The organism is Martelella sp. K41-7, assembly GCF_055808365.1.
Genome location: NZ_CM147867.1, coordinates 3,047,790 through 3,063,074, shown reverse-complemented (window position 1 = coordinate 3,063,074; position 15,285 = coordinate 3,047,790). Strand labels below are relative to the sequence as shown.

Sequence of the window (15,285 nt, the reverse complement as noted above, 5' to 3'; positions counted from 1 at the left end):
GAGAACATTCCATGCGAAAGATTACGCTATCCCAGGCCGTGAACGAGGCGTTGGCCGAAGAGCTGCGCCGTGACCCCACGACCTTCATTATCGGCGAGGACGTCGCCGAGGCCGGCACGCCGTTCAAGGTGCTGTCGGGTCTCGTCGAGGAGTTCGGAACCGAGCGGGTCATCGATACGCCGATTGCCGAGCCGGGCTTCATGGGCATTGCCGTTGGCGCGGCGATGACCGGTTCGCGGCCGATCGTTGACCTGATGTTCGGCGACTTCCTGTTCCTGATCATGGACCAGCTCTGCAATCAGGCGGCCAAGATCCATTACATGTCCGGCGGCAAGCTCAATGTGCCGCTGGTGGTGCGCACCAATCTGGGTGCGACACGGCGGTCTGCCGCGCAGCATTCCCAGTCGCTGCATGCGCTTGTCGCCCATATTCCGGGTCTGAAGGTGGCGTTGCCATCGTCTGCCTATGAGGCCAAGGGGCTGATGAAGACGGCGATCCGCGACAATAATCCGGTCGTCATCTTTGAAGACAAGCTGATGTATAACGACAAGGCCGAGGTCCCGGAGGAGGAATATCTGATCCCCTTCGGCGAGGCCGCGATCCTGCGCGAGGGCCGGGATATCACGCTGGTTGCCACCTCCTCCATGGTGCAGGTAGCGCTGGCCGCCGCCGACCTTCTGGCAAAGGACGGCATTTCCGCTGAGGTTATCGATCCGCGTACCATTGTGCCGCTGGATGAGGAAACCATCCTCAAATCGGTCCAGAAGACATCGCGCGCCATGGTGATCGATGAGGGCCATCAAAGCTACGGCATCACCGGCGAGATCGCCAGCCGCATCTCGGAAAAAGCTTTCTACCATCTCGATGCGCCGGTGCTGCGCATGGGCGCGATGGATGTGCCGGTGCCGTTCTCGCCGGCGCTTGAGGATATCACCGTGCCGACGCCGGAACGCGTGGCTGAAAAGGCGCGGCTTTCGGTGCGCGGGGAGCTTTTCAATGCCGCATGATGTGATAATGCCCGCACTCGGCATGGCGCAGGACACCGGCAAGATCGTTCGGTGGCTGAAGACGAGCGGGGAGCCTGTCTCCTCCGGCGAGGCGATCATGGAAGTCGAGACCGACAAGGCGGTGATGGAGGTCGAGGCTGCTGCCGATGGTTTCCTAAGCGCCGTTTCGGCGGGTGACGGCGACGACGTGCCGGTCGGCTCGGTCGTGGCCGTGATCGTCGATAGTGAGAACGATGTTGAAAGCGCAAAGCCCGATGAAGACGCGGGCGGCGAGCGTGTCCCAAGCGCAAGTGAAGCAGATGAAGAGTCCCTGCCGGATGGCGCGGAGATCATTATGCCCGCGCTTGGTATGGCGCAGGATACCGGTCTGATCGTCAACTGGTGCAAGGAGCCGGGCGACAAGGTTTCCGCAAGTGATATTCTGCTGGAGGTCGAGACCGACAAATCAGTAATGGAGGTCGAGGCCGGGCATGACGGTTACATTGCCGCCATTCTGGCCGACGCCGATGAGGCGGTTCCCGTCGGCTCGGTGATCGCCGTGATTTCGGCCGAAAAACCGGAAAAACCCGTGCGGCGCAGCGCCAAAACGGCCAAAGCGGCGCCCGAACTGCAGTCTGCCTCTGATGACGAGGTCAAAAAAGCGGTTTCGGAACCGGACAGCGCTCCGTCGAAACCCAAAACCCCGGCACGGCCCGTCGCGCCGGTCGAAGGTCGCATCCTTGCCTCGCCAAAGGCGCGACGGCTTGCCCATGAACAAGGCCTTGATCTGGCACGGCTTGCCGAAGAGGGCGTGGCCCAGCCCTATCATGTGTCCGACCTCGAAACCTTGCGCACATTGGGTGAGCGTGCGGATGCTTCACCGGTGGCGGCCCCGGCAAGTGTGCCGTTGCGTATCGAGGCGCAGGTTCCGGCTTCCGGCTTTTCGTCCCTGCTCGATTGGCTGCAAGCAGAAACGGGCGATGCGCCTTCGCCTTCCCGGATCTGGCTTAACTTTGCCACAGCGTCCTTGCGTGGTACGTTGACGGGTGCAAACGCCATCATCGGCTGCATCGAGGAGCCGGGCGCCAGACTTTCGCACTTTGCCGATGCCGACCGCAATCGCCTTGGCGCGACGAAAGAGGAAGCCGAGGACTGCGTCCCGGATATCATCCTGCGCGATCTGACGCGCTTTTCGGTTATCCGAGCGACGGCACTCACCGAAACCGCACCGGTTCTGGCCATCGCTCGTGACCGGGACAATTTTGTGATCGGGTTCGATTACCAGGTGAGCCAGTTGAGCGAGGCGGCGGCGCTCGACTTCATGACTGCGTTTGCCGGTCGTCTCGAACAGCCACTGCGTCATCTTCTTTGAAATTCGGAGCCATGTGATGGATCATACCAATCTCTATATCGATGGAAACTGGCGTGAGGCCGCAAGCGGCGAGCGCTTTGACGTCATTAACCCGGCGACCGAAGAGGTTCTCGCCTCCGTCGCCTCCGCCGATACCCCGGATGCCGACGCGGCCCTTGATGCCGCCGAAAATGCGATGGCAGAATGGCAGGCGAAGACGCCGCGCGAACGCTCCGAAATTCTGCGCAGGGCGTGGGAGTTGATGACCGCGCGGCTGGAGGAATTCGCCCGCCTCATCACGCTGGAAAACGGCAAGGCGCGGGGCGATGCCATGGGCGAGGCGACTTACGCGGCCGAATTTTTCCGCTGGTTTGCCGAGGAGGCCGTCAGGGCCGATGGGTTGATCACCCATGCCCCGGCCTCGGGTGCGCGCATTGTCGTGCAGCACAAGCCGGCCGGCATTTCGGTTCTGGTCACGCCGTGGAACTATCCGGCTGCCATGGGCACGCGCAAGATTGCGCCCGCCCTTGCTGCCGGTTGCGCGGTGATCATCAAGCCTGCGACGGAAACGCCGCTCACCATGCTGGCGCTGATGCCGCTTCTGGAAGAGGCCGGTGTGCCGAAAGGGCTCGTCAACGTCCTGCCGTCGAAACATTCCGGCCGTCTGGTCGATCATATGCTGCATGATCCGCGTGTGCGTGTGGTCTCCTTTACCGGCTCCACCGGGGTCGGGCGCAAACTGTTGAAATCGGCTGCCGACCAGGTGATCAAGCCGGCGATGGAGCTTGGCGGAAACGCGCCGCTGATCGTGTTCGAGGATGCCGATCTCGACAAGGCGGTGGCGGGGGCCATGCTGGCGAAAATGCGCAATCTCGGCGAGGCCTGCACGGCGGCCAACCGATTTTACATCCATGAGAAAGTCAGCGCCGAATTTACGGAAAAGTTCACCGCCGCCATGGCCGCACTCAAGGTTGGCAACGGTCTGGAGGATGGCATCGATGTCGGGCCACTGGTCAACGCGGCCACGCGTGACAAGGTCGCGGGCTTTGTCGAAGATGCCGTGTCGAAGGGTGCGAAGATCGAACTCGGCGGTACGCAGCCAAACGGCAAGGGCTTCTTCTATCCACCGACCGTCATGTCAAATGTGCCGGAGACCGCCGAATGTGTGCATGATGAGATTTTCGGCCCCGTGGCGGCACTGCAGACCTTCAGCGACGAGGAAGACGTGATCCGTCGCGCCAATGACACCGAATACGGCCTGGTCGCTTATGTGTTCTCCGAGGACATGAAGCGCGCCATGCGGGTCTGCGAGCGGCTGGAATACGGCATGGTCGGCCTCAACCGGGGCCTCGTCTCCGATCCTGCAGCGCCCTTCGGTGGGGTCAAGCAATCCGGTCTTGGTCGCGAAGGCGGGCATGAAGGCATGCTCGAATTCATGGAAACCCAGTATATTTCGGCGGAGTGGTGACATGAGCGCGCAGGATTTCATCGCAAGCCCCGCCGTGGTGGCCTATGCCGGGCGCAAGGGCGTCGACCTTTCCGACGTTGCGCGGAAATCAGGTCGCACCAATCTGGCGCGCGAGGATGTCGACCAGCATATGGACGGATCCACGCCGGTGATCGGGGAAACCGTCAGCGCAGATGACCAAAGGTACTGGGATATCGATCACGCAGCCTACGGGCCTGTCTCGGAAGAACCGGTGACGCGGATCTCAAGCCTTGCCGCCGACAATCTTTCGGCCGCCAACCGGATGATCCCGCAGGTCACCCATCACGACCGCGCCGATATGCGCGCCGTCGAGAGTTTTCGCAAAAGCCTGAAGGCGGAGGCGGCAGCAAAGGGCCTGCGGCTGACCGCGCTCGCCTTTCACATCAAGGCATTGACGTGCACGCTGGCGGCCTTTCCGCTGTTCAACGCATCGCTTTCGGCGGATGGAGAGACTTTGATCCGAAAGAACTATTTCCATATCGGTATCGCCGTCGACACCCCTCACGGACTGATGGTACCGGTGATCCGCGATGCGGACAGCAAGGGTCTGTGGCAGATGTCCGCCGAGATCGCGGACCTCGCAAAACGGGCAGGCGAGCGCAAGCTCCGGCCTGATGAAATGGGCGGCGCCTCCATGTCGATCTCCAATCTCGGCGGCATTGGCGGCACGGCATTTACGCCGCTCGTCAATCCGCCCGAAGTGGCCATTCTCGGCATCACGCGGGCAGAGACCGTTCCGGTCTGGGAGAGTGAGGCCTGGCAACCGGTGCTGATGGCGCCGCTTGATCTCTCCTATGATCACCGGGTTATCAATGGCGCCGAGGCCGCACGCTTTCTCGCCCACTATGCCAGCCTTCTCGCCGAGCCTCGTCGAATGCTGATTTCGTAAGCGCGCCCGTTCGATGATGCGGCGAAAGCACAAAACGACAACGCGATCTCACCCGACTTTTCCGCCGTGTCCGGTTTTCAATGCAAAACTCTGTCCAAATTCTGCCCCCGCAACCAAATCCGTTTTATCAAATATATCAAAGGCCTCGCTGGGTAACAGCGAAGCCTTTTGGCCGTTTTTACCCGAAACACTCGTCGCGAGGTGTGACCTGCTCCCCTGAGACGTCCGCGATTTGGGGCTAGTCTGTGCCTATCGAACAACTGAAGTGGCCCGGTTTGTCTGAACAGTTTCGGGCGTTTCGTTAAGTGGATCTCCGCCTCGATTATGCGGCCACCATCATTGGTTCCAGCGCGTTGAAATAAGCTCGATCCGGCGTCTGCCGGTCAAGGGATGAATGTGGGCGTCGACTGTTGTAGAAATTCAGATATCTGCCGATGCCAGCGCGGGCCTCGGACACGGTCTTGTAGGCGTGGAGGTAGACTTCCTCGTATTTGATCGACCGCCAGAGCCGTTCGACGAAGACATTGTCCCGCCACGCCCCCTTGCCATCCATCGAGATGCGGATCTCGCCTTGCCGAGCGCTCCGGCTAAAAAATCACTCTCCAGTGTCAGCTCCCCGATCTTGGCGTGCGGTGTTTTGACATCTTCCGTCTTCGCTTCATCGCCGAAAACGCCTGTCGCCCCCTCAAGAAGCTGGTCTTTCCACTTTTTGATCTGGTTGGCGTGCACGTCAAATTGCTGGGATAATTCCGCCAGCGTCTGCTCTCCCCGGTTGGCGACAAGCACCGCTTTCGCCTTGAAAGCCGGGCTATGGTTCCGGCGCGGTCGTCTCGTCATGGTATCTCCTGCTCCCGGCATCTAAGCCGAAATCAGGCAGAAATTCCACTGATCCCCGATGTGCAGATTTCCCCGGCCAGCTCTCCAGCCAGGCGGTGGGGCCGCATCTGGGGCTGACGCCGGCGAGCTACCAGTCAGGCGAGACCGATATTCAGGGCAAGATCAGCCGATGCGGCGACGAACTCGCCCGCACCGCGCTCTACGATGCGGCGTATTCGCCGCTCATGCGCTCAAAGAAATGGTCGAGCCTCAGGGCGTGAGGCATGAACATCGCCAAACGCCGCGGCATGGCGCGGGCCCGCGTGGCGGTGGCCCGCAAACTGGCGGTCATCCTGCATCGCATGTGGGTTGATGCAACCGACTTCCGCTTTGGAAAGCAGCCTGCCGCACTGGCGGCGTGACCCGAGGCAGATCAAAGGAGCAAGTAACACGAACAAAGCTTTCGCTCGAAAGGGCGAGGCCCGGATCGTTCCGTGGGGACGATCGGCGAGGCGATCTCGTTGAGAGTCCCGAACCTGCCGAACCAAGGTTTGCAAGGTCGTGAAACAGATTGAGACGCCTCGCTCTCCTGACCCCATCATGCGGCGGCCCCGAGCAAATCACCGATGCGCCGACCGCGAAGAGAAGCGAGTAGCCTGCGGAACGGTCCCAGAAAAAGTGCAGGAGAACCTTGACCACCGCGCCCCCAATCAGAGAGGGCTCTCAGGCTTTGAATTGAAGCTTTCGCCAACCGGTCATTCAGCCTCTTGCATCAGCTTTTTGGCGGCATCCTCACGCGAGTTACATTCGCCGCCTGTTTCTATCCACGACAATCTTGTCGCCCATGTCAGCCGCTGGAAAGGAAACACCATTCACCGTCAATTGATCGCGAAAGAGAAGCAGGCTTTGGCTTTGCTCGAACTGGCAGATATTGACGGCAGTGTAACTTCACACATGCGGCCCCAGCCTCTCCAAAGCGGCGCTCCAGCATGGGAAGTCGCAGGTTTTCTCGGTGTGTCCGGGAAGCTCATTCGCGAAACTTACGGTCACCACTCGCCCAAACGTCTGAAGACCGCAAAAATGAGGTTCTACGGGCAAAAATATGCAGCAATAAAATGAAGGAGAAAACGCAATGAGCGATGAAGCCCTAAGTCCTTGCGATAAAAGGAGAACGGATGGTGGGCGTGACAGGGATTGAACCTGTGACCCCTACGATGTCAACGTAGTGCTCTCCCGCTGAGCTACACGCCCATCCGTGGCGCGGTGTATTCCAAACTTTGGCGACGGCGTCAACTGATTTTTGATGCTTTTTGTCGCTTTCCGCTTTGCCTTGTGGCGTCGTTCAGGCGCCGATAACTTTTTCCACCTCGTCGACGAGATCACGAAGGTGAAACGGCTTGGAGAGAACCTTCGCATCCTTCGGCGCGGCCGAATCGGCGGTCAGGGCCACAGCTGCGAATCCGGTTATGAAAATGACCTTGAGATCCGGGTCGAGCTCGGTAGCACGCCGGGCAAGTTCGATCCCGTCCATTTCGGGCATGACGATGTCTGTCAGAAGCAGCGAGAATGGCTCCTCGCGCAGTCGGTCATATGCGCTTGCACCATTGTCAAATGCCGCAACCTGGTAGCCGGCCTTTTCCAGGGCCTTCACCAGAAAACGGCGCATATCGTCGTCGTCTTCCGCCAGGAGAATTTTCAATACCATCGGTTCAACCATCTCGGCGTAACAGGCTTTTCTTCTTAACCGGTCTGATAGCCCCTATGATCTAAACAAGCAATGAAGACGCTTTCAAAGTTTCGTTTGCATAGCAAAACGATCTTGGCAGCACCGCCCCGAGCGCGTAAATCTCGGTGGGAAAGGAGTTCTGGTGACTGGCATCGGCAGACAGGAGCGACATGATTATGCGCAGGAAGCGTTGTTCGAGGTGATCCGCCCCGAGACGCAGTCTGTGCCGTTGATCTTCAATTCTCCCCATTCCGGGCGCGTTTATTCCGAGGCGTTTCTTGCTGTAACCCGGCTCAGCCACCACGATATCCGGCGCTCCGAGGATCTTTATGTCGATGAACTGTTTTCGATGGCACCGGCGTTCGGGGCTCCATTGCAGCGCGCCTTTTTCCGCGCGCCTTTCTCGATGTCAATCGTGAGCCTTTCGAGCTCGACCCGCGCATGTTTTCCGGCCCATTGCCAGCCCACGTGAACATGACCTCCATGCGCGTCGCCGGCGGCCTGGGGACGATACCGCGGATCGTCGCCGAGCACATGCCGATCTATGACGCCCAGATCGACGTCGATGAGGGGCTTGCGCGCATCGAGAGTATCTACCGCCCGTATCACCGCAGCCTCAAACAGCTGATGCAGGAGACCAGACGTCGTTTCGGTCGTGCTGTTCTGATCGATTGTCATTCAATGCCGGGCACCGTCTCGGTTGCAGGCCACAGGCGCAAACCGGATTTTGTCATTGGTGATCGCTATGGCACGAGCGCTTCAGGCGATCTGGTCTGCGCCGCGATCTCGATCCTGGAGAAAATGGGCTTCACTGCAGCTTATAACAAACCGTATGCTGGCGGGTTCATCACCGAGCATTATGGTCGTCCGGCCAACGATTGCCACACCATACAGATCGAAGTCTCGCGCAGGCTATATGCGGATGAGGCGAGCTTTGCGAAGAAGCCGGAATTTGTCGCGCTGAAACAGGCGCTGTCCCTGTTTGTCGGCGAGCTTGCGGCGTTCGTTGGCAATGAGGCGGGGGTCTCGGGACTTGCAGCCGAGTAGCGACCGGTGCCGGCCCAAAAAAACCGCGCTCTTGGCGCGGCTAAGTCTAGGGAGGAAACACCCAAGGAGGGTATTCACAGTCAAAAGACTGTGTAAATCAGACTAGATGACAACCTTGTGACTGTCAAGCGACTTTGCCTTGTATTTGCGCACTTGCGTTTTGTGCCTATTTTTTAAGCTAGATGCTTCTGGGGTGGCTATTTCTGCCTTTTGTATGAGCGCACGGAAAACGATTTCGATTTTTCGGCATTGGAATTAGAAGTGCGGCGCGTTACCGCTTTTTCTGACAACACAGGATATCTCATGCTTCCCGACCGCAATTTCTTCGATCAACTGGCCCGTGTCGCGGCCGCAGAAACCCTGCCGCGATTTCGGACCGCCGTGCACGTTGATAACAAGCTGCATGCGGGGTTCGACCCGGTGACGGAGGGCGACAGGGCGGCGGAGGTTGCCATCCGCAACCTGATCACATCGCATTTTCCGGAACACGGCATACTGGGCGAAGAACACGGCGGTACCGGCCTCGATCGGGAATATGTCTGGGTAATCGACCCGATTGATGGGACGCGAGCCTTTATCTCCGGCGTACCGGTCTGGGGTACGTTGGTCGGGCTTTATCGTGCGGGACGGGCGGTTATGGGGCTGATGGACCAGCCTTTTACCGGGGAGCGTTTTTTTGCGGGCGCCGAAAGCGCGTGTTTTACCGGACCCGGCGGGCCGAGGTCGCTGAAAACACGTGACTGTCGAAACCTCGCAGAGGCCGTACTGTTTACGACCTCGCCGCGGATCATGGCCCCTGAAGCGCAGGCCCGCTATGACCGGCTTGAGGCCCGAGTGCGCCTCGCCCGGTATGGCATTGATTGTTACGCCTATTGCCTGCTTGCTTCCGGCTTTGCTGATCTCGTCGTGGAAAGCGACCTCAAACCCTACGATATCGGTGCGCTGATTCCGATTATCGAAAGGGCGGGAGGCGTCATCACGACCTGGACGGGCGAGCGGCCTGAAAACGGAGGCGACATTGTCGCGGCGGCGACGCCGGATCTTCACCGGGCAGCACTTCAGGTCTTGAATGGCAATTGAGTGCGGTCAGGCCGGCTTGGCGTATTCATCGAAAAAGCCGATAATCGCTTCAAGGGCACGGTCGCGCACGGTGTTGACCTCTTGAAGGATTTCGTGTCCCGCTTCAGGAAGAACCAGGTGATCGGCGCCAAGGACTGCAGCCACATGACGCTGGGCGGTGAGTGGAATGAGGCTGTCCCGTCCGCCTGAAAGGACAAGCGCCGGGCAGGCCACGCGTGCGAGGCTCCCGGGTTTTGTTGCACGTGCTATTTCCCCAAGGCAGGCTGAGAGCCAACCGAGTGTTGGCGGGCCGAGCAGATACGGCGGATCGGTTTTGGCCGCTTGCATGTTGCGGTCATAGCGTATCCGGTCGGCCGTATGGGACTGTTCCTCAAAACGCGGCGGCGCGGCGCGCAAGGTGCGCTCCGGCTGCGGGTGAAGCCAGTAAGGCTGGCTGTCCTGGCTATGACGCGGATCAGCCATTCCGGGTAACGATCGTGTTTCAGGCCGACAAAAGGCGCGGTCAGCACCAGTCCGGCAAAACTGTCGGAAGCCTCCTCTGCGACGGAAAGCGCGATCAGCCCGCCAAGCGAATGGCCGAGAAGAAAGTAAGGACCCGGCAATGCGGGCCGTACGCGGCTTTCGAAAAAATCGACAATGTCACGGCGGTAATGGGAAAACCGGTCGATATGGCCGGCATGGTCGTTTTGCGGCCGCCGTTCGGAACGTCCCTGACCGCGCAGGTCTGTGATTGCGGCGGCATAGCCCGCGCGATGGAGGTCGGATATGGTCTCGGTATATTTCTCGATGAATTCTGACCGTCCGGCCGCGATTACCACCGTGCCACGCGCGTTTTCGCATGCAAACAGCGCATACCGTAAGGCGACGCCGTCAAAGGCACGCATCATGCCCGTTCTGGTTTCCTCCGCGGATGTAATCTGGTGCATTGAATGACGGCCACCTGCTGAAATCACTGCCTTTGTGATGATCGGCAAAGGCGACAATGGCAATGGTGGATGTGTCGTTTGCGCAAAAAAAGGACCGAATCCGGGCGCCTGAACAGGGGTAAAGGCGACACGGATCCGGCCAAGGATACCGCTGTCACTGGGTCAAAAGCGACTGCGGTGCCGGGACGGGTGCGCCGTATTTCCCGGCACGCGCTCAATGGCGCATTGATCATGAACGAGAGTTCAATAGCGCGTTCATCTGACATTCATGGATGTGGCGCGTGTCGAGATACAGCCCCCGTGACATCGCTGGCTTTGACCGAGCCAGTTCCCGTGCAGAATGTTGGGGCGGGCTATCGTGGGTAACTCTTGAAACCCGTGTGTTTTGATCCCAGATAGCCAACGAGGACGCCAGCTATTGGGTCCCAAACCGTTTTTCGTGATTGCCGGTGTTTCGGGGTCAACGGAAAATGTCATCGCAACGATACGTCGCTCAAAGGAGGACACAATGCGTAACGTCGATTTTTCGCCGCTCTATCGTTCCACCGTCGGTTTTGACCGACTTTTCAGCCTGCTCGACACCATGGGCCAGCCCGAACAGGCCTCTGCCTATCCGCCCTACAATATCGAGCGTACCGGAGAGAACAGCTACCGCATTTCCATGGCTGTTGCCGGATTCAGCGAAGGTGAGCTTTCTATCGAGGCTCATGCCAATGTGCTGGCCGTGAAAGGAGAAAAGGCTGAGGACGATGAAAATGCCGGCAGCGAATATCTCTATCGCGGTATCGCCAAACGTGCTTTCGAACGCCGGTTCCAGCTCGCCGACCATATGGAAGTGCGTGGTGCAACGCTGAAGAACGGCTTGCTTCATGTCGAACTGCTTCGCAATATTCCTGAAGCCATGAAGCCACGCCGGATCGAAATCGAGACCCGCAGCAGCGAGCCGAAGACGATTGCCGCGCAGAAGAGTGTGGAGATGGATGCCGCCTGACGGCAGCCCCCCACGCAAGTATTGATGGCGGTGCCTGAAAGGGCGCCGCCTTTTTTATGGATGCCAGCGTTTCGAAAGGCGTCCGGCCAGGTGATCGAGCGATATCTCGTCCCGGACCATAAATGACCAGCATGACAAGCGGAAGCGACCAGAAGAGCCGCTGGTCGAGGATCACGCTGTCGGGGAAGCGGTCGAACAGCGCGCCGATGGTTTCGCTGCCAACCTGATGCACTGTGATGTCGACGAATGTCTGCACTGCGATGAAGGCCAGCATACCAAGCGCGCTCAGTCGGGTGGCCAGACCGAAGACGATCAGCAGCGGCAACGCGAATTCGGTATAGGTGCCCAGGTGGACGATCAGCCCCCAGGGCAGAAACGGAACAGCAGAAACGTCACCGCCGGCCGCCTCCACAGCGGGCAGGGCAATCTGGTAATAGGCGGAACTGCGGACCACGAAGAAACCGGCAAGGCCCGGTTCGACCTTGGTGAGCGCGGAATTCAGGAAATAGAGCCATAGGGTTGCGGCAAAGGCCAGGCGGGCGAACATACCTGGAAACCAGGGGGCGAGAAATGCTTCGACCCTCTGAAAAACGCTGTTGTAAACGCGCACGGCAGAACAGATGAAGTGCATGTCGGTTACTCCCTTGCCATGGCGGGCCGGAAGAAGGCGCCTGTGGTTATCAGTGCTGAAAATGCGGTTCCAAGGTCAAAGTCGGGGTCGGCTGCCATGGCAGTTTCGGCTGCATCACCGATTGTGCCGTTGCCTACAAGAACATCGAAGAACCGCGCCAAACCGCGATCAAGTGAAACAACAGCGACATCGAATTGCGGCCGGGTCACAAGCACTGTCTCTGGCTGCGTGGGATCAAAGTCTTTCAAACCTGAACCGTTGCGCACCCGCGAAAATATACCTGCTGCCGCCGAACTGAAATGAAGTAGGTGCGTTGCCGGGTGCGGGGAGAGGGCAAGCGCCATCAGTTCTTCCGGCGGCAGAGCGTCCAGCATTCCCGGAGATAGCGGTGCTGCGTCGCGGGCATGATAGGCATCAAGCCACGCGCGCTCGAGCCGGGCGACATCGGGCAGGAAAAACAGTTTCGAGGCCGGTTCGAATGAAGCGATGAAATCGGCAAAACCGTGACCGTATTCGGAAAGGACCGGAGAATGGGGTGGGGCCCGGTCGATATACTCGCCAGACATGGCTGCGAAGAATCGCTCGCCGACCAGATCACGCGTGACCGGGAATATATCGGCAAGCGCCGCCTTCAAGCCCACAGCCACATTGTTGCGATAGACTCCGAAACGTTTGATCGCCGGGCCGCCGAGCGGATTTGCAACACCGTCAGGCGCTGTTTCGAGCGGGCGCGCACTCAGTGCAGCAGCAAAAAGCTCGAGTGTCGCAGCCGCGGATCTGGTCTCAGTCATGACGGCTGCCGAGCAGGAAACGCTCGTCCTCCCGGTCAATGATCCCGTCGGCAAGCCGCGCCTCTCGTTTCAGGATCGGCCAGTCCGGCACATCATTGTCCCATTCGATCAGCGTGGGCAGCGGTCCCGTCACGCGGATGACGAAGGCATAGAGCTCCCAGACCACGTCATCGACCGGCCGGTCATGGGTATCGATCAGAAGTGGTGCGCCGATATCATCTTTATCCTCGGCATGGCCGGCCAGATGGATTTCACTGACCCGTTCCAGCGGAAAGCTCTTGAGATAGGAGATGGCGTCAAAGTCGTTGTTGACCGCCGAGACATGGACATTGTTGACGTCGAGCAGCAGTCCGCAGCCGGTTTTGCGTGCGATTTCGTCGAGGAAAATCGTCTCGGGAATCGTGCTCTCGGAAAACGCCACATAGGTGGAGGGATTTTCCAGAAGGATCGTCTGCTTCAGCCTGTTCTGCACCCGGTCAATATGGTCGGCGATATGGGACAGCGTTTCTTCGGTGTAGGGCAGTGGCAGAAGGTCATTGTAATAGGCGTCATCATGGGTCGACCAGGCCAGATGTTCGGAGACGAGGCCGGGTTCATAGCGATCGACAACCGCCTTCAACCTTTCCAGGTGTTCGGGGTTAATGCCGCGCGGCGAACCAATCGACATGCCGACACCGTGGACGGAAAGCGGAAAGTTCTCGCGCATCCGCGTCAGGATACGGTGCGGGTGGCCGCCTGCGCCCATGTAGTTTTCGGCGTGCACCTCGAGGAAGGCGGTCTTGTAGGTGTCGGCCAGAATCGCGTCGGCATGCGCGGTCTTGAAACCCGCGCCGGCCCGCGACGGTATCGGTTGCGGCACAAACGATGCAGGTTGCTCGCTGGACATTCGGAACTCTCCCATTGTTCCCAATAACAGAGCGCCGCCGGTGCAGAGTGCAGCGGCGGCGGGAAGAAAATCACATTTCGGGAAGGTCGCGGTCGAGCGGCGAAAGCGAGCCGGAGCGGTCGTTCGGCAGCATCATGTCCGAGCAGGAGCCCTCGGCGACATATTTCCAGGCATTGCCCTGATAATCAACCTTGGACGTGCCCGCGCAGGTGGTGCCCGGGCCGGCAGCGCAGTCATTCTGGCCGGCCATGGCGACACCGTAGCACTTCACGTCTGCGGCCTGTGCGGGAGCGGTGGCCGCAAGGCTGCCGACAGCCACGGCGAGGGCACCGGCGAGTGTTGCTGCGCTGATCTTGTTGGTGTTAGACATGCTATTCTCCTCATTGATCGATACGGATTCGATTGTTGTGCAAGTCTTGTCCTTGCACGCAGGAGCTTTGCAAAATCGGCCTTCACTTGGAAATCAATGGAGCGTCACTCAGCCATCACGCCGCGTCACCGGCTTGTGAGGCCCTGTTACTCTTGTGTGAGAGTTTCGGCTTCGAGGAAAGAGATGAAGCGGTCGATCTCGGCCTCGGTGGTTGCAAAACTGGTGACGCAGCGTGCCAGCAACTCTCCGTCCGCCACCATGCCCGGCTGGTCAGCCGGCGTCAGCCAGTCGTAGAATTGCGCGCCGGCTTTGCGCGCGGCGTCGGCTGCTGTGCGGGGCAAGATGATGAAGACTTCGTTCGACTGGGTTTCCCATGCAAGCCGCGCTCTGGCGGATTTGCGGAAGGCGGCGCGCATGCGCTCGGCCATGGCGTTGGCGTGGCTGGCGAGGTTCAGCCAGAGATCATCGGTCAGGTATGCATCGAGCTGGGCGGAGATGAAACGGGTCTTGGAAAACAGGTGTGCGGCGCGCTTGCGGATATAGGGCATTTCGCGGGCCTGGTCCGGGTTCATGAACACGATCGCCTCCGCGCACCAGCATCCATTCTTGGTGCCGCCGAAGGACAGAATGTCGACGCCGCGTTTCCATGTCATTTCGGCGGGCGTGGTATCAAGGGCCACCAGTGCGTTGGCAAAGCGGGCACCGTCCATATGGACCGGAAGGCCGTCCTGTCTTGCAATCGCGGTCAGTGCATCGATTTCGTCGAGCGAGTAGATCGTGCCGACCTCGGTCGACTGGGTGAGCGAAACCGCCATTGGCTGACCATGGTGGATAAAGTCAGCGGGATAACGCGCTGCGATCCGCTTCAGTTCGTCAGGCGCCATCTTGCCGTTCGTCCCCGAGACGGTGGCAAGCCTGCCGCCGCCGGTGAAATACTCCGGTGCACCGCCCTCGTCATTGGCGATGTGGGCGTCGTTGTGACAGAACACCACGCCACCCGGCCGCCCGACGGACGAAAGCGCAAGCGAGTTGGCTGCGGTGCCGGTGCCGACGAAGAATACCGCCACCTCGCGTTCGAAAATCTCGTTGAAGCGGGCCTCGATCTTGCGGTCCAGCGCGCTTGTTCCGTAGGCATTCGCATAACCAGACTGTTCGCGGATCAACGCCTCTCCGATTGCGGGGTGGGCGCCGGACCAGTTGTCGGAAGCAAAAAACATGGATAAAGACCTCGAATATGTTCGCGCATTTGGTTCCCCGGATATCAGGGAAAAGGCCATCATGTGTAAAGGGTCTTTCCTGATCGTCT

General features: G+C 59.5%; 14 protein-coding genes, 1 tRNA gene and 4 pseudogenes. 9 read left to right on the top strand and 10 right to left on the bottom strand.

The features are described from left to right. Positions 1-11: 11 nt before the first annotated feature. The 4 genes from AC0L7L_RS14570 to AC0L7L_RS14555 are packed head-to-tail and all read left to right on the top strand — an operon-like array spanning position 12 to position 4,715. On the top strand, positions 12-1,007 hold the full coding sequence (locus tag AC0L7L_RS14570) for an alpha-ketoacid dehydrogenase subunit beta (protein ID WP_272212742.1): 996 nt from the start codon (positions 12-14) through the stop codon (positions 1,005-1,007). Further along, the gene (locus AC0L7L_RS14565) at positions 997-2,358 is read left to right on the top strand and encodes a biotin/lipoyl-containing protein (RefSeq protein WP_473509748.1); all 1,362 of its coding nucleotides are present in this window, start codon (positions 997-999) and stop codon (positions 2,356-2,358) included. The genes AC0L7L_RS14570 and AC0L7L_RS14565 overlap by 11 nt, the downstream gene beginning before the upstream one ends. 16 nt (positions 2,359-2,374) lie before the next feature. Continuing rightward, positions 2,375-3,805 carry an NAD-dependent succinate-semialdehyde dehydrogenase gene (locus AC0L7L_RS14560; RefSeq protein ID WP_272212739.1) on the top strand — a complete coding sequence of 477 codons (1,431 nt, stop codon included), beginning with the start codon at positions 2,375-2,377 and terminating at the stop codon, positions 3,803-3,805. Between the two features lies 1 nt (position 3,806). Then, positions 3,807-4,715: a 2-oxo acid dehydrogenase subunit E2 gene (locus tag AC0L7L_RS14555; RefSeq protein WP_272212738.1), complete on the top strand. Its 909-nt coding sequence runs from the start codon at positions 3,807-3,809 to the stop codon at positions 4,713-4,715. Between the two features lie 322 nt (positions 4,716-5,037). On the opposite strand, the pseudogene AC0L7L_RS14550 reads toward AC0L7L_RS14555, so the two are convergent. After that, a pseudogene (locus tag AC0L7L_RS14550) lies at positions 5,038-5,280 on the bottom strand (integrase core domain-containing protein); the annotation flags it as partial. 26 nt (positions 5,281-5,306) lie between these two features. Beyond that, a pseudogene (locus tag AC0L7L_RS14545) lies at positions 5,307-5,552 on the bottom strand (transposase); the annotation flags it as partial. 86 nt (positions 5,553-5,638) lie between these two features. On the opposite strand from AC0L7L_RS14545, the pseudogene AC0L7L_RS14540 reads away from it, so the two are divergent. Beyond that, positions 5,639-5,953, top strand: a pseudogene (locus AC0L7L_RS14540) (transposase); the annotation flags it as partial. Positions 5,954-6,092: 139 nt separating this feature from the next. Next, positions 6,093-6,650 carry a hypothetical protein gene (locus AC0L7L_RS14535; RefSeq protein WP_473509746.1) on the top strand — a complete coding sequence of 186 codons (558 nt, stop codon included), beginning with the start codon at positions 6,093-6,095 and terminating at the stop codon, positions 6,648-6,650. 57 nt (positions 6,651-6,707) lie between these two features. On the opposite strand, the gene AC0L7L_RS14530 is transcribed toward AC0L7L_RS14535, so the two are convergent. Continuing rightward, positions 6,708-6,782, bottom strand: a tRNA-Val gene (locus AC0L7L_RS14530). A 91-nt stretch (positions 6,783-6,873) separates the two neighbouring features. After that, positions 6,874-7,236: a cell cycle two-component system response regulator CpdR gene (gene cpdR / locus AC0L7L_RS14525; RefSeq protein WP_473509744.1), complete on the bottom strand. Its 363-nt coding sequence runs from the start codon at positions 7,234-7,236 to the stop codon at positions 6,874-6,876. Positions 7,237-7,399: 163 nt separating this feature from the next. Here cpdR and AC0L7L_RS14520 point away from each other — a divergent pair. Continuing rightward, a pseudogene (locus tag AC0L7L_RS14520) lies at positions 7,400-8,304 on the top strand (N-formylglutamate amidohydrolase). A gap of 303 nt (positions 8,305-8,607) precedes the next feature. Beyond that, a complete protein-coding gene (hisN, locus tag AC0L7L_RS14515) occupies positions 8,608-9,384 on the top strand; it encodes a histidinol-phosphatase (protein WP_473509742.1) in 777 nt (258 codons plus the stop codon). A 6-nt stretch (positions 9,385-9,390) separates the two neighbouring features. Here the strand turns inward: hisN and AC0L7L_RS14510 are convergent, their stop codons facing one another. Together AC0L7L_RS14510 and AC0L7L_RS14505 are read right to left on the bottom strand one after the other, a co-directional pair. Further along, the gene (locus AC0L7L_RS14510; protein WP_272212733.1) at positions 9,391-9,711 is read right to left on the bottom strand and encodes an alpha/beta hydrolase; all 321 of its coding nucleotides are present in this window, start codon (positions 9,709-9,711) and stop codon (positions 9,391-9,393) included. After that, positions 9,630-10,310, bottom strand: coding sequence for an alpha/beta hydrolase (locus AC0L7L_RS14505; protein ID WP_473509740.1), 681 nt, complete (start codon positions 10,308-10,310; stop codon positions 9,630-9,632). Before AC0L7L_RS14505 ends, AC0L7L_RS14510 begins: the two co-directional genes overlap by 82 nt. A gap of 508 nt (positions 10,311-10,818) precedes the next feature. Here AC0L7L_RS14505 and AC0L7L_RS14500 point away from each other — a divergent pair. Continuing rightward, positions 10,819-11,301 carry an Hsp20 family protein gene (locus AC0L7L_RS14500; protein WP_272212731.1) on the top strand — a complete coding sequence of 161 codons (483 nt, stop codon included), beginning with the start codon at positions 10,819-10,821 and terminating at the stop codon, positions 11,299-11,301. A gap of 636 nt (positions 11,302-11,937) precedes the next feature. Here AC0L7L_RS14500 and AC0L7L_RS14495 read toward each other — a convergent pair. The 4 genes from AC0L7L_RS14495 to AC0L7L_RS14480 form a co-directional block, all read right to left on the bottom strand. Further along, positions 11,938-12,723, bottom strand: a complete 786-nt coding sequence (locus tag AC0L7L_RS14495; RefSeq protein WP_473509738.1) for an HvfC/BufC family peptide modification chaperone — start codon at positions 12,721-12,723, stop codon at positions 11,938-11,940. Beyond that, complete coding sequence (gene bufB, locus AC0L7L_RS14490) at positions 12,716-13,609, bottom strand: MNIO family bufferin maturase (protein WP_272212730.1); 894 nt, start codon at positions 13,607-13,609, stop codon at positions 12,716-12,718. The genes AC0L7L_RS14495 and bufB overlap by 8 nt, the downstream gene beginning before the upstream one ends. A gap of 70 nt (positions 13,610-13,679) precedes the next feature. Further along, entirely contained in the window at positions 13,680-13,979 is a 300-nt protein-coding gene (locus tag AC0L7L_RS14485; protein WP_272212729.1) for a BufA1 family periplasmic bufferin-type metallophore, read from the bottom strand. 146 nt (positions 13,980-14,125) lie between these two features. Beyond that, positions 14,126-15,196 (bottom strand): threonine aldolase family protein, encoded by a 1,071-nt coding sequence (locus AC0L7L_RS14480; RefSeq protein ID WP_473509735.1) that lies wholly within the window; start codon positions 15,194-15,196, stop codon positions 14,126-14,128. Positions 15,197-15,285: the final 89 nt, after the last annotated feature.